This window comes from Citrobacter sp. GW821-FHT07H02, from assembly GCF_059418505.1.
In genome coordinates, this window is the sequence record NZ_JBWKPZ010000025.1 from 1 (window position 1) to 14704 (window position 14704).

8 protein-coding genes are annotated in these 14704 nt (G+C 53.0%); 4 read left to right on the top strand and 4 right to left on the bottom strand.

What is annotated here, in order from left to right:
- Window positions 1–105 precede the first annotated feature (105 nt).
- Genes AC07NP_RS19770 through pgtA form a run of 3 tightly spaced genes read left to right on the top strand, consistent with a single transcriptional unit; the run spans window position 106 to window position 4387 of the window.
- Window positions 106–1134 (top strand): ABC transporter substrate-binding protein, encoded by a 1029-nt coding sequence (locus AC07NP_RS19770; protein ID WP_494661501.1) that lies wholly within the window; start codon window positions 106–108, stop codon window positions 1132–1134.
- Window positions 1131–3098: a two-component system sensor histidine kinase PgtB gene (gene pgtB, locus AC07NP_RS19775; protein ID WP_494661502.1), complete on the top strand. Its 1968-nt coding sequence runs from the start codon at window positions 1131–1133 to the stop codon at window positions 3096–3098. The genes AC07NP_RS19770 and pgtB overlap by 4 nt, the downstream gene beginning before the upstream one ends.
- 2 nt (window positions 3099–3100) lie before the next feature.
- Window positions 3101–4387, top strand: a complete 1287-nt coding sequence (gene pgtA, locus AC07NP_RS19780) for a two-component system response regulator PgtA (RefSeq protein WP_494661503.1) — start codon at window positions 3101–3103, stop codon at window positions 4385–4387.
- 113 nt (window positions 4388–4500) lie between these two features.
- Here the strand turns inward: pgtA and mtgA are convergent, their stop codons facing one another.
- The 4 genes from mtgA to mnmL all read right to left on the bottom strand — a co-directional run bounded on the left by mtgA (window position 4501) and on the right by mnmL (window position 9553).
- Entirely contained in the window at window positions 4501–5229 is a 729-nt protein-coding gene (gene mtgA, locus AC07NP_RS19785) for a monofunctional biosynthetic peptidoglycan transglycosylase (RefSeq protein ID WP_494661504.1), read from the bottom strand.
- Complete coding sequence (elbB, locus tag AC07NP_RS19790; protein WP_203359823.1) at window positions 5226–5879, bottom strand: isoprenoid biosynthesis glyoxalase ElbB; 654 nt, start codon at window positions 5877–5879, stop codon at window positions 5226–5228. The genes mtgA and elbB overlap by 4 nt, the downstream gene beginning before the upstream one ends.
- Window positions 5880–6110: 231 nt before the next feature.
- Entirely contained in the window at window positions 6111–8447 is a 2337-nt protein-coding gene (gene arcB / locus AC07NP_RS19795; RefSeq protein ID WP_203359822.1) for an aerobic respiration two-component sensor histidine kinase ArcB, read from the bottom strand.
- A 170-nt stretch (window positions 8448–8617) separates the two neighbouring features.
- On the bottom strand, window positions 8618–9553 hold the full coding sequence (gene mnmL, locus AC07NP_RS19800; RefSeq protein ID WP_494661505.1) for a tRNA modification radical SAM protein MnmL/YtqA: 936 nt from the start codon (window positions 9551–9553) through the stop codon (window positions 8618–8620).
- Window positions 9554–10238: 685 nt separating this feature from the next.
- On the opposite strand from mnmL, the gene gltB reads away from it, so the two are divergent.
- Complete coding sequence (gltB, locus tag AC07NP_RS19805; protein ID WP_494661506.1) at window positions 10239–14699, top strand: glutamate synthase large subunit; 4461 nt, start codon at window positions 10239–10241, stop codon at window positions 14697–14699.
- Window positions 14700–14704 lie beyond the last annotated feature (5 nt).

The window sequence follows — 14704 nt, forward strand, 5'->3', positions numbered from 1 at the left end:
CTGGTTTTGTCATGAGTCACCTCTGATTGAGAGTTTACTCACTTAGTCGCGTGTCCACTATTCGCGGGTAAGATCACGTCTATTGAGCGCCTGCTTGAAAATCCATTGGGCGAAAATATCGATTTGGTGTTGAGTTCATCCCCTATGTTATTGCAGCGATTGCAAAGTAAAAACCACCTCCAGCCGTTTAACAATACGATGGAGACCAGCCGGAAGCTGGTGCCGGAATCCATCCGGGCGACCACCGTCGCCGTCGCCATTTCCGGTTATGGTATTTTAATGAACGTAAATCGCCTGGAAGAAAAAAACGAACCAATGCCGACCACCTGGGCAGCGCTGAGCCAATCGCGATATCAGGGAACGTTGCTGATGAGTAGCCCATCACGCTCAGATACCACGCACCTGATGATCGAAGATCTGTTGCAACAACAAGGGTGGCGAGAAGGCTGGAATACCTTGTTGAAGATTGGTGGCAATCTGGCAACCATTTCATCGCGCAGTTTCGGCGTCGCCAACAAGATAAGCAACGGGCTTGGAGATGTAGGGCCGGTGATCGATAACTACGCGAACGTGTTGCTAAACAATCCGTCTTTGCACTTCATCTATTTTCCAACCTCTCGCGCAGCCCCAATGTTCACTGCCATAACCTATGACAGCAAGCACCCACAGGAAGCTGGACGTTTTATCGATTTTCTGCTGAGCCCAAAAGGGCAACAGGCTCTCAGCGATTCCGACTCGGGAAAATACCCCGTTTACCCATTACCGTCCGATAACCCGCAGGCAGAACAACAGTCGCAACTGTTCTCATCACCCTCTCTTGATTATCCGCTGATCATGCAGCGCCAGAAACTGATACAGCTTATGTTTGACAACGCGATCACCTTCCGTCTTACCCAACTTCAGGATGCCTGGAAGGCGTTGTATGCAGCAGAGAAGAGGCTGAAACATCCACTTCCGGAAATTCGGGGTTTGCTGACAGCTGTTCCTGTTTCACCTGAACAGGCCGCCGATCCGGATTATTTATGGCAATTCGAACAGAAGTCGGGATTTCGAGAAACGCAGATGATGGCATGGCAACAATTTTTTCAGCACCAGCAGCAACAGGCGATGACACAAATTGAGTTATTAAAATGAAGCGGTTGCTCACCATTGGTACGAGCTTACGACTGGCGTTCGCTTTCAGCGCAATCCTGACACTGTTCGTCAGCGTAGTCAGCCTTTACTCATGGCACGAACAGAATTCCCAGGTACGCTATGCGCTCGATGACTACTTTCCCCGGATTCAGGCGTCATTTCTGTTTGAAGAGAACCTGACGGCACTCGTTAACGAGTTCAATGAACTACAACAGACTAACAACACCAACAGCCGCATGCAGGTCAGAATGCAGATTGAACAACGTCTGCAAAAAATTCAGGCAATAAGCCCACATCTGGACCCTCAGCACCAAAATGCACTGAGCCAACAGGTCATCAATAGCCGCAAACTGCTCGACAACCTGGATAAAGCGTTATATGACAATAACCAGGAAAAGGAAAAACTCGATATCATTTCATCTAGAATCAATTGGTTGCATGATGATTTCAACACCGAGTTGAACTCGCTAACCCAAGACTTAAGCTGGCAACAGTCATCCCTGCTCAATCAACTTAGTCGGGAAAAAGATCGCCACGAAAGCCAGATACTACAAAAATCGCTTCATGGCGTGCAGGATGAACTGCAGTTGGTCTTCACGCTCTCCCACATAGAAGCCCAAATCGTCGACACCCTAAAAGAAATCGCTAACACTAACGACGCAGAAAATGAATCATTAAACCAACACATAAACTACCTCAACTATTTGAAACACAGCGTTGATGAAAACGTTCGCGCATTGTCCGTTTATTCAAGTACGATCACACTGCACCAGACTGTTTATTCGCTGCTGGAACTTGGCACACAGCAAAACTATCTGCCTGGGACTTTGGCGACCAGACGGCAGGCTCAACAGACACTAGAGAGTACCATCAGAGAAAAAGAGCGTGTGCTGATGCAAATACGCGGACAATTGGAAATGCAGTTGGGGAACAGCCACCAGCAGTTGCAAACATTCAACCTGAGATTAGAAAAAATAATGCAAATTAGTGGGTTGCTGATCTTTGGTGCCATGGTGACAGCTCTGCTATTCGTGATCCTGGTAAACTATTTTTATATTCGTCCCAGAATGATCCGCCGATTCAGGCAACTCAATGACGCCGTCGTCAAACTTAGCAATGGGGAACTGAACGCTGATATTACCGTGTCCGGCACTGATGAACTCGGCAGAATCGCTAACTTACTACGCCAAACAATTGAGCAAATAAACCAGCAGCAGCGCCAGTTGGAACTAGAAATCTGCGAACGGATCGCCACTGAAAAACATCTGCGTACTGCACAAAGCGAATTGATCCAAACAGCCAAGCTGGCCGTAGTTGGTCAAACCATGACAACGCTCGCACATGAGATCAATCAACCGCTGAACGCGATGTCCATGTATCTCTTCAGCGCCGATCGTGCGCTGGCGCAACAAGACGTTGCCTCAGTGAAAAATTACGTGGAAACCATGCGGGCACTGGTCGAGCGCATTGACAACATCGTTAAACGACTACGTAATTTTGCACGCCGCCGTGATAGTGAGCTTGTCTGCGAAGCCATAAACCTACAACAGGTTATCGAATCATCATGGGAACTTTTGGCGCTGAAGCATCGCCCGCTGAAGGCGACCCTTAGCCAACCAAGCGACTTCCCTGCGGTCTACGGCGACGACGTCCTGATTCAGCAAGTGCTGGTCAACCTATTTACTAACGCGTTGGAAGCGCGCCAAAACGAACCACCGTCCATTACCATTGACTACGAAGTTCATGCCTCCACACTAACGCTTTACGTTGCCGATAACGGAAAGGGATGGCCGCTACAACTGGCCGATCGGCTCCTTATGCCCTTTACCACCGATAAACCCGTCGGTCTGGGGATAGGTCTTTCTATCAGTCATTCCATTATGCATCAGTGCCGGGGAGAGTTGGACATTGCGTCAACACTGGACCGCCATGCGCTGGTTATTCTACGTTTCGGGAGGCCCTAAGTATGTCAAACGATACCCCTTCTATCCTGCTGATCGATGATGATAGTGACGTCCTGCAGGCCTACAGTGAACTCTTACAGCGCGAAGGCCATTCAGTTTGCACCTGCAACGATCCCACACAAGCATTAGTGCTACTTCAGAATGAATGGCCAGGTATCGTGGTTTGCGACGTCTGCATGCCAGACATTTCCGGTATGGTGTTATTGGAAAAGCTGATGACTATCGACACCAGCCTGCCCATTCTGATGATTACCGGACACGGCGATGTACCGATGGCCGTTGAAGCAGTAAAAAAAGGCGCTTACGACTTTTTGCAAAAACCCGTTAATCCGGAACAGCTCCTGATGCTGATTGAGAAGGCTATGAAGGAACGCAATGCCTATATGGAGCAGAAAAAATGGCGCAGGTCTCAGTTCAATCAGCACTTAATCGGCGACAGCAGTTGGATACGCCAAACACGTCAACGATTAGAAACACTGGCGGAAACAGCACTCCCTGTCTGTTTTTACGGTGAGCCGGGTACCGGGAGAACTCTGTCAGCCCAGTATCTTCATCAGTTCAGTTCCCGCAGAGACAGTCCGCTAATCAACCAGACGCTGAGTGCGAATAGCACACAGCTGCTGGAGGAGTGGGTCAAGGCAGCCGAAGGTGGCACGCTGTTGCTTAAAAATATTGAGCACCTGACGCTGGAAAATCAGCGTTACCTTCTCCAACAACAAGAAAGACCACAAGACAGATCGTTTCGCCTCGTTGTCATCAGCCAGACGCCGCTAGCTGAATTGGCTGCGGCGCAGAAACTTACGGCAGAACTCTATTATCTTTTTTCCCTCACCCATATCGAATGTCTTCCACTGAGCCAGCGCCCTGGAGACATTGAACCGATATTCAATCATTACCTGGCACTTACCTGTAAGCGATTAAACCGCCAACCACCACTACTGGGAAAAGCGTTCATGAAACGGCTGATGACCCGAATCTGGCCGGGTAACATCATTGAGTTGGTCAACGCTGCGGAACTGGCGGCTGTCGGAGTGCTCATGCTTGAAGATTCCGCCAATCTCCAGGTCATGGACGCCAATTCAACACCGCTGGATGAGCGCGTCGAAAGCTACGAACGGCAGATTATTATCGATGCTCTCAATATCTATAAAGGGCGCATCAATGACGTCGTCGACTATTTCCAAATTCCAAGAAAAAAGCTCTATCTGAGGATGAAAAAGTATGGGATTGATAAAATGGATTTCCGCTATGAAAAAAAAGCAGGAAGAGTGAAAAAAGAAGAAGAATAACCGGGGCGTCCTTTACCCCTACAACTGCAATTCAAACTTGCTCTGATATATTCCTTTAATCAAAAATGGTGGCAAACACGTGTGTAGTTCTATTCACGTATTCAGCCATTAGTTTAATGAAGACGGTGGCGGGTCATAAATGACTCTCCGCCTAGCTGGCGCATCTGGCGCAGGATCCACGCCTGACGGCTACGCACATAACCGGAAGGCGCACTGGCTTTAAACCGCAACGGATTTGGCAGCACTGCGGCCAGAAGCGCCGCCTCCGACATCGTTAACCGGCTGGCGGGTTTGTGAAAGTAATGCTGTGCGGCAGCTTCCACGCCAAAAATTCCGTCCCCAAATTCCGCAATGTTCAGATAGACCGTCAGAATACGCTTCTTGCTCCAGACCGTTTCCATCCCTAATGTTAAACCGGCTTCCAGACCTTTACGCACCCAACTGCGGCCATCCCATAAGAACAGGTTTTTCGCGGTCTGCTGCGATAACGTAGAAGCACCACGAATACGGTTCTCATTGCGTTCATTGTGCGCCAGCGCTTTCTCAATAGAAGCCATATCAAATCCCCAGTGATCGGGGAACTTCTGATCTTCTGCGGCAATCACCGCCAGACCCATCCACGGAGAAATTTCATCCATGCTAACCCAGTCGGAATGCGCCACGTAGCCAAAGTTGCCCTGCAACCATGCGCCAATTTGCCGTTCCACCATGACCGCCGAGAAAGGCACGGGCACCACGCTGAAAAGCACGATCCCGCCGCCCCAAAAAACCGCCAGCACGATAACCGCGCGCAGGAAAAAGCGCTTTAGGATAGCCAGCGGTATACCGTGCCCTTTACTCATTCGGTTAAAGCCAGTACGCGCGATACCAGTTTTTCGATACCGAGTGCCGCCTGAGCAATATCCTGCGCCAGCATATAAGCGGGCGTAGTGACAATCTTGTTGTCTTCATCCACCACGATATCGTCGACCGGGCACGGCACATGCTCTGCGCCCATATCTTCCAGTACTTCAGCCGTATCAATATCGGTACCGATGGTCACGCGCAGTGGAAAATCGAAAATTTTCGGTAACATCGCGGGCGCAATGCACATGAATCCCAGTGGTTTACCCGCCTGATGCATCGCCACCGCCAGCGCCGCCAGATCGCTGTCGACCCGGCATTCACTGCCCTGACTGGCGAAATTACTCAGGTTTTTCGCTGCCCCAAAACCACCGGGGACAATCAGCGCATCCAGGTCGCTGGCAGCGGCCTGGGCCAGCGGGTGAATATCACCCCGCGTAATACGCGCCGCTTCAATCAGAACATTGCGTGAATCCGCCATCGTTTCGCCAGTCAGATGATTAATCACATCCGTTTGCTGCCTGTCAGGTGCAAAACAGATGGCCTGAGCGTCATTACGGGCTATCGCCAGCAAAGTCAAAACGGCTTCATGAATTTCAGAACCGTCATAGACACCACAGCCACTGAGCACTACACCAATTTTTTTCATCGTCATCGTCCTTTTCTCATCTGACTGAAACGCATTAAGAATTGTAATAAAAATGCTACGCTTCACACATTTCGCTGTTTCGTGTAACAAAATATTTAAGATGTTGCTATCTTAACTGCGTGCGGCCTGAAAAACAGGGCTGCGCCCTTGTAAATCATTACTATAACTTACGGCGCAGCCACGATTTCCCTGGTGTTGGCGCAGTGTTCGCGCACCCCGGTCAAGCCGGGGTCATTTTTTCCCAGCGTTTGCCACCCAGGCTTTCAGTACAGCGACGTCGTGCTGCCACTCCTGTTTCATCTCTTCAATCCATTCACCCACGTTATCTTCCCAGGCAGGGAGATCCGGTGATTGAATTTGCTGACCGAGCTGTTGCAGATGGCGCAGGCCAACGGAACCCGCCGCACCTTTAATTTTGTGGCCTTCTTCAACAACACCTTTTTTGTCACGCGCCGTTAAATTGGATTCCAGCACGCTTAAATAACCCGGCATCATCTTCTCAAACACCGCCAGACCGTCGGTAATTAACTTCGGCCCAACCAGTTCGATGTACTGCTCTAACATCGGGATATCTAACAGCGCTTGCGATTTACTGCTTTCTTCAGGTGTCACAGTGCTCTCCTCTTTATCACGGGTATCCCAGTATTTTTTAATCATGGCCGTTAGCGCCGGAACTGACAACGGCTTGCTCAGCACGTCGTCCATTCCCGCATCCAGGTACTCTTTTTTGTCTTTCAGCACGTTGGCGGTCAATGCCACCAGCGGCGGTAGCTCTTCCCGCGCATGGCGCTGGGTGAGCTCTCGGGAGATATCCAGTCCGGTCATGTCCGGCAATTGAATATCCAGCAGCACCAAATCGTATTCACCCGGGGTAAACATCTCCAGTGCGGCTTTTCCGGTCATCGCCACATCCACGCTGTTACCCAGCTTTTCCAGCACCGAGCGCGCGACAATCACGTTCAGTTCAATGTCTTCGACCAGCAGTACATGAAGCGCCGGCAGCGGTAACTCGTTTTCCTCAAACGCATCCTCTACCTCTTCCGCAACGGCGGGCGCATGCACGGTGAGCGTAAAGACAGAGCCGTGGCCCGGCTGGCTGGAAACCGTAATATCGCCGCCCATGTTTTTGGCCAGGCGGCGCGAGACGGCAAGGCCAATCCCGGTGCCCGTCGCCGGTTTACCACCGTGGCTGTCTTTCACCTGATAGTACATAGCGAAGATTTTATCCTGCTCGTCCTGCGGGATACCGATCCCGGAATCTTCGACTTCAAAGTGCAGCATATCCCCTTCATCAAAACGGGCCCGCACCGTGACCTGGCCTTGCTGGGTGAACTTCACCGCATTGCTGATCAGATTCCACAGGATCTGACGCAGTCGCGTACCGTCAGTGATCACCTTATGCGGTAATGGCAAGGTCGGTTCAAGGACAAAACGCAGCCCTTTTTGCTGGGCCTGCAGACCAGAGAGATTCTCGAGATCCGCCATAAAGCTGGTGAAATCGACCGGCTGGTTATCCAGTTGAACCTTACGCCGCTCCATCTTATCCATATCAATAATATCGTTGAAAATATTGCCCAGCGTCACCGCTGAAACATGGATAGTTTTCAGGTATTTTTCCTGCTCGCTCGTCAGGTCAGTGTCGAGCAGAATGCGGCTTAAGCCGACAATACCGTTCAGCGGAGTGCGTAGCTCATGGCTGATGGTCGAAATAAACGTCGTTTTGTCACGGCTGGCGCGCTCCAGCGCATCCTGGTAGCGCTTGCGTTCGGTAATATCACGGCCAAAGCCCATAAGACCGTGGCGCTTACCCACACGGTCATAATAAGGGACTTTGCGAATTTCAAAGCAGGCTTTGCGCCCGTCGGGATAATCCAGCCATTGCTCATAGGTCAGCGAAACATTGTGGCGAAAGACTTTCTCGTCCGTTTCAATCACCTTCTCCGCTGCCTCTGGCGAGTAAACATCGATAGGTCTTAAATTGACCAGTTGCTTTTCGCTCTTCCCGGTCAGCAATTCCATCGCGCGGTTGCAGCCAGAAAACTCTTTATCTTCATTACGATAAAAAACCAGATCCGGCGAAGCGTCGAGGAAGGAACGTAAGAAGGAGGATTGCTGTTCAAGCTGGATTTGCGTCTGTTCACGCTCTTTAATTTCCACCTTGAGCTGCTCAAACGTCGAGTGCCGTTCCGCTTCTGCTTTTTCGCGGTCAGCGATCTCCTGATTAAGCTGGGAAATATTGTCTTTCAACTGCACATTGAGCTTGAGATCGCGTTCGCGCATCTCTTCCAGTTTTTGGACCAGACGCGACAAACGTTGCCTGGACTCTTCCAGTTGCTCCACCACCACTGACAGAAAATAGACTGCCCATGGGGTGATTAGCAGGCCGAAAAAGATCGAGCGAATAACATCGATACTTTCAACCTGACCATGCAGTACCATGGTGACAGCCATCTGCACCACAATAGCCAGCACGACCAAAGCCAGCGCTAACAACAGCGAAAAGCGCACCAGACCCAATTTCATCATCAGGTCGACATAGTACTGCGCCAGCATACGGATTTGCTTCATAGAGGGTTCCTTCACGACAACCTGGCACAATAATACTCAATTCTGAGCAAGGCGTTGAAGAATGTGTGAAAAATACGTGAACGACGCCATTTTTACGCCGGATGGTGCTAGCGCCTTATTCGGCCTGTGTTTTCCTGCGCACCCGCATACGCGCTGCGTCCTCCAACATCTTAACGCACATTGTCAGGCATCACCCAGCTACGTCCCAGCGCCGAGCCCTGTACGCCGTGTTCATTCAGGTACTTATCCAGCTCCACCATCCCGGTCCAGCGGTTTTCGCACCACAGCGGGGCAAGCAACGTTGGCCGACGAGCGCTGGCAGAGATGCGGTGGAAAATCACCTCCGGCGGCGTATGGCGGATCATCTCGCCCGCGGTACCGGTGTAATCCTCCAGCGCAATACCGCTTAAGCGCCCTGCTTCCCACGCCTTCGCCATGATGCTGCCTTTAACAATATGTAGCGGGTGCAACTTAATGCCATCGACGCCGGTTTCCATGACACGCTCCAGCGTTTGCAGACATTCGCTCTGCCCTTCTCCCGGCAGACCGACAATCAGGTGCGAGCAGACTTTTAACCCGCGCTCACGGGCAAGCTGGGTGGTGCGTTGATAACAGGCGAAATCATGACCGCGATTGATGCGGTGTAGCGTTTTGTCGTTCGCGGTTTGCAGCCCCAGTTCCAGCCAGACTTCATAGCCCTGGTCTTTGTATTCGCACAGCAGATCCAACACAGCATCGGGGACGCAATCCGGGCGCGTGCCAACGCACAATCCCACAATGCTGGCCTGGCTTACCGCCTGTTGATACATCGAGCGCAGCACCTGTACTTCGGCAAAGGTGCTGGTGTAAGCCTGGAAATAGGCCAGATAACGTTTGGCGCGATTCACCAGATTCGCCTGGTGCGCGAGTTGCTCAGCAATGGAGTGATGCTGCTGCGCTTCATCGGCAAAAGAGGCGACATTACAGAAGGTGCATCCGCCACGTCCGATGGTGCCATCACGGTTTGGGCAGCTAAACCCGCCGTGCAGCGTCAGTTTATGAACCTTTTGCCCATAACGACGTGAAAGATCCCCACCAAACATATTGACTAATTTCTGTAACTGCATAATCTGATAGACCGCGCCTTGAAAAGAGGCCAAAGCCTGCCATTTTTAGCCCTTGTCGGCGATGACCTGGATCAATCGTCACGGCGGCCTTTTATCAATTGCATAATCAATCAAAATAAATGAGATTTCATTCAAAGTAGCGTTGATTACTTTTCCTTATCTTTAGCCCTTTTTTTCATCTTCTGACGGCTTCAACGTAAAAACAGTATCATGAAACGCCTGCTATCCATAAACCAGCATAAAATGCTGAGTCTCACGATTATTCAAGCGTAGACTGGGGTCAACAGCCCTTCCAGACAGTGAGACAGATCACACTCTCCGCTCCGTTTACCGAGCGTTAAATCAATGTAAAAAGTCTATCATTTTCAATATATTCAACACATTAATCGACCAACAGCACATTTTTGTATAAATAAGATTGCCATTTGACCTGTGTGTGGATTCCCGATAAGTTGGAAATCCGCTGGAAGCTTTCTGGATGAGTCGTGTGCTCATCATATTTATGCAGTAATTGAGATTCCCTCTGACAGCAAGTCCTCAAACTTGTTTGACCTACGCGAAACGGATGAAAGAGGGCGAATGCGAGGTAAGCGTATGACACGCAAACCCCGTCGCCATGCTCTTGGTGTGCCCGTGCGCAGCGGTCCAGAGAGGCGTCCCTCAGAGCCTGGGGAGGTTCACTGATATGTTGTACGATAAATCTCTTGAGAGGGATAACTGTGGTTTCGGCCTGATCGCCCACATAGAAGGCGAACCTAGCCACAAGGTAGTGCGTACTGCTATACACGCGCTAGCCCGAATGCAGCACCGTGGCGCCATTCTCGCGGATGGAAAAACCGGCGATGGCTGCGGTTTGCTGCTGCAAAAACCCGACCGCTTTTTTCGCATTGTTGCCGAAGAGCGCGGCTGGCGTTTAGCCAAAAACTACGCCGTCGGCATGATCTTTTTGAACAAAGATCCTGAGCTGGCGGCCGCATCCCGTCGAATTGTCGAAGAAGAACTCCAGCAGGAAACCCTGTCGATCGTTGGCTGGCGCGAAGTGCCGACCAATGAAGGCGTTCTCGGTGAAATCGCCCTCTCCTCTCTGCCACGTATTGAGCAAATTTTCGTTAACGCGCCTGCGGGTTGGCGTCCACGTGATATGGAACGCCGCCTGTTTATCGCCCGCCGCCGTATCGAAAAACGTCTGCAGGAAGACAAAGACTTCTACGTTTGCAGTCTGTCGAACCTGGTGAACATTTATAAAGGTCTGTGTATGCCGGCGGATCTGCCGCGCTTTTACCTGGACCTCGCGGACCTGCGTCTGGAATCGGCTATCTGCCTGTTCCACCAGCGTTTCTCCACTAATACCGTGCCACGCTGGCCGCTGGCGCAGCCGTTCCGTTACCTGGCGCACAACGGTGAGATCAACACCATCACCGGCAACCGCCAGTGGGCGCGCGCCCGTACCTATAAATTCCAGACGCCGCTGATCCCGGATTTGCAGTCCGCCGCCCCGTTCGTCAACGAAACTGGCTCCGACTCCAGCTCACTGGATAACATGCTGGAACTGCTGCTGGCTGGCGGGATGGACATCATCCGCGCCATGCGCCTGCTGGTGCCGCCAGCCTGGCAGAACAACCCGGATATGGATCCGGATCTGCGCGCCTTCTTTGACTTTAACTCCATGCACATGGAGCCGTGGGACGGCCCGGCAGGCATCGTAATGTCTGATGGTCGCTTTGCGGCCTGTAACCTTGACCGTAACGGTCTGCGCCCGGCGCGCTACGTCATCACCAAAGATAAACTGATCACCTGCGCCTCTGAAGTGGGGATCTGGGATTACCAGCCTGACGAAGTGGTCGAGAAAGGTCGTGTCGGTCCGGGCGAACTGATGGTTATCGACACCCGCAGCGGGCACATCCTGCACTCTGCGGAAACTGACGACGACCTGAAAAGCCGCCACCCGTATAAAGAGTGGATGGAGAAAAACGTCCGCCGTCTGGTGCCGTTTGAAGAACTGGCCGATGACCAGGTGGGTCAACGTGAGCTGGATGACGACACCCTCGCCAGCTACCAGAAACAGTTTAACTACAGCGCCGAAGAGCTGGATTCCGTTATCCGCGTGTTGGGTGAAAACGGCCAGGAAGCGGTGGGTTCAATGGGCGACGACACCCCGTTTGCCGTACTCTCCAGCCAGCCGCGTATCATTTACGACTACTTCCGCCAGCAGTTCGCGCAGGTCACCAACCCGCCGATCGATCCGCTGCGTGAAGCACACGTGATGTCGCTGGCCACCAGCATCGGTCGCGAAATGAACGTCTTTTGTGAAGCGGAAGGCCAGGCGCACCGTTTGAGCTTCAAATCGCCGATTTTGCTGTACTCCGATTTCAAACAGCTCACCACCATGAAAGAGGAGCATTATCGCGCGGATACGCTGGACATCACCTTCGACGTGACAGAAACCTCGCTCGAAGAGACGGTGAAAGCGCTGTGCGACAAAGCGGAGCAAATGGTACGCAACGGCACCGTGTTGCTGGTACTCTCCGACCGTAACATCGGCAAAAACCGTTTGCCGGTTCCGGCACCAATGGCGGTCGGTGCGGTGCAGACGCGTCTGGTCGCACAGAACCTTCGCTGCGACGCTAACATCATTGTCGAAACCGCCAGCACGCGCGACCCGCACCACTTTGCCGTGCTGCTGGGCTTCGGCGCGACGGCAATCTATCCCTACCTCGCGTATGAAACGCTGGGCCGTCTGAGCGACACCCACGCGATTGCGAAAGACTATCGTACCGTGATGCTGAACTACCGTAACGGCATCAACAAAGGTCTGTATAAGATCATGTCCAAAATGGGCATCTCGACCATCGCCTCTTACCGCTGCTCAAAACTGTTTGAAGCCGTCGGTCTGCACGATGATGTGGTCAGCCTGTGCTTCCAGGGCGTGGTCAGCCGCATCAGTGGCGCAGGTTTTGCAGACTTCCAGCAAGACCTGCTGAATCTCTCCAAACATGCCTGGCTGGCGCGCAAACCGTTGGGTCAGGGCGGTCTGCTGAAATATGTTCACGGCGGCGAATATCACGCCTATAACCCGGATGTCGTGCGCACCCTGCAACAGGCTGTTCAAAGCGGCGAGTACAGCGACTATCAGGAGTACGCGAAACTGGTCAACGAACGCCCGGCGACAACGCTGCGCGATCTGCTGGCAATCACGCCCGGCGAAAAGGCCGTGAGCATTGATGAAGTCGAGCCCGCCACTGAACTGTTCAAACGCTTCGATACGGCAGCGATGTCTATCGGCGCACTGAGCCCGGAAGCGCACGAAGCGCTGGCGGAAGCGATGAACAGCATCGGCGGCAACTCTAACTCCGGCGAAGGCGGTGAAGATCCGGCGCGCTACGGCACCAATAAAGTGTCGCGCATCAAGCAGGTGGCCTCCGGTCGTTTCGGTGTGACCCCGGCGTATCTGGTGAATGCCGACGTGATTCAAATTAAAGTCGCTCAGGGCGCGAAGCCGGGCGAAGGCGGTCAGTTGCCGGGGGATAAAGTGACCCCGTACATCGCCAAACTGCGCTACTCGGTACCGGGCGTGACGCTGATCTCCCCGCCGCCGCACCACGATATCTACTCTATCGAGGACTTGGCGCAGCTGATTTTCGACCTCAAGCAGGTCAACCCAAAAGCGATGATCTCCGTGAAGCTGGTTTCCGAACCGGGCGTCGGCACCATCGCCACCGGCGTGGCGAAAGCCTATGCCGATTTGATCACCATCGCCGGTTACGACGGCGGCACCGGCGCGAGCCCGCTCTCGTCAGTGAAATACGCGGGCTGTCCGTGGGAACTGGGCCTGGTGGAAACCCAGCAGGCACTGGTGGCTAACGGTTTGCGTCACAAGATCCGTTTGCAGGTCGACGGCGGTCTGAAAACCGGCGTTGATATCATCAAAGCGGCAATTCTGGGCGCGGAAAGCTTCGGCTTCGGAACCGGCCCGATGGTGGCGCTGGGGTGTAAATACCTGCGTATTTGCCACCTGAACAACTGCGCAACGGGCGTGGCAACCCAGGACGAAAAACTGCGTAAGAACCACTACCACGGCCTGCCGTTCAAAGTGACCAACTACTTTGAATTCATCGCCCGCGAAACCCGCGAGCTGATGGCGATGCTTGGCGTGACGCGTCTGGTGGATCTGATTGGCCGTACCGACCTGCTAAAAGAGCTGGAAGGATTTACCGCCAAACAGCAGAAACTGGAACTGTCTCGCCTGCTGGAAACCGCCGAGCCGGATCCAGGCAAAGCCGTGTTCTGCACCGAAAACAACCCACCGTTCGACAACGGTGTGCTGAACGCGCAGCTGTTGCAACAGGCAAAACCGTTCGTCGACGAGTGCCTGAGCAAAACGTTCTGGTTTGATATTCGCAACACTGACCGTTCCGTCGGCGCATCGCTCTCTGGCTATATTGCGCAGACGCATGGCGATCAGGGACTGGCGGCGGACCCCATCAAAGCGCACTTCAGCGGTACCGCAGGCCAGAGCTTCGGCGTCTGGAACGCGGGCGGCGTGGAGTTGTACCTGACCGGTGATGCCAACGACTATGTCGGCAAAGGCATGGCAGGCGGATTGCTGGCGGTGCGTCCTCCGGTCGGTTCGGCCTTCCGCAGCCATGAGGCGAGCATTATCGGCAACACCTGTCTGTATGGCGCCACCGGGGGACGTTTGTTTGCCGCAGGCCGTGCGGGTGAACGTTTCGGCGTACGTAATTCCGGCGCGATCACGGTCGTGGAAGGCATTGGCGACAATGGCTGTGAATACATGACCGGCGGTATTGTGTGTATTCTCGGTAAAACCGGGGTGAACTTCGGTGCCGGCATGACGGGCGGATTCGCCTACGTGCTGGACGAGAGCGGCGATTTCCGCAAACGTGTGAACCCGGAACTGGTGGAAGTACTGAGCGTAGACTCGCTCGCTATCCACGAAGAACACCTGCGCGGGTTGATCACCGAGCATGTGCAGCATACCGGTTCTCAACGTGGTGAAGAGATTCTGGCAAACTGGCCTGCTTTCTCCGCGAAATTCGCGCTGGTTAAACCGAAGTCCAGCGATGTGAAAGCACTGTTGGGTCACCGTAGTCGTAGCGCAGCTGAGCTGCGTGTGCAGGCGCAGTAAGGGGT

Excerpts from the sequence above, each read along its gene's own strand:
- pgtB (WP_494661502.1), top strand. The coding sequence starts at position 1,131 with ATGAAGCGGTTGCTCACCATTGGTACGAGCTTACGACTGGCGTTCGCT.
- pgtA (WP_494661503.1), top strand. The coding sequence starts at position 3,101 with ATGTCAAACGATACCCCTTCTATCCTGCTGATCGATGATGATAGTGAC.
- mtgA (WP_494661504.1), bottom strand. The coding sequence starts at position 5,229 with ATGAGTAAAGGGCACGGTATACCGCTGGCTATCCTAAAGCGCTTTTTC.
- elbB (WP_203359823.1), bottom strand. The coding sequence starts at position 5,879 with ATGAAAAAAATTGGTGTAGTGCTCAGTGGCTGTGGTGTCTATGACGGT.
- arcB (WP_203359822.1), bottom strand. The coding sequence starts at position 8,447 with ATGAAGCAAATCCGTATGCTGGCGCAGTACTATGTCGACCTGATGATG.
- mnmL (WP_494661505.1), bottom strand. The coding sequence starts at position 9,553 with ATGCAGTTACAGAAATTAGTCAATATGTTTGGTGGGGATCTTTCACGT.
- gltB (WP_494661506.1), top strand. The coding sequence starts at position 10,239 with ATGTTGTACGATAAATCTCTTGAGAGGGATAACTGTGGTTTCGGCCTG.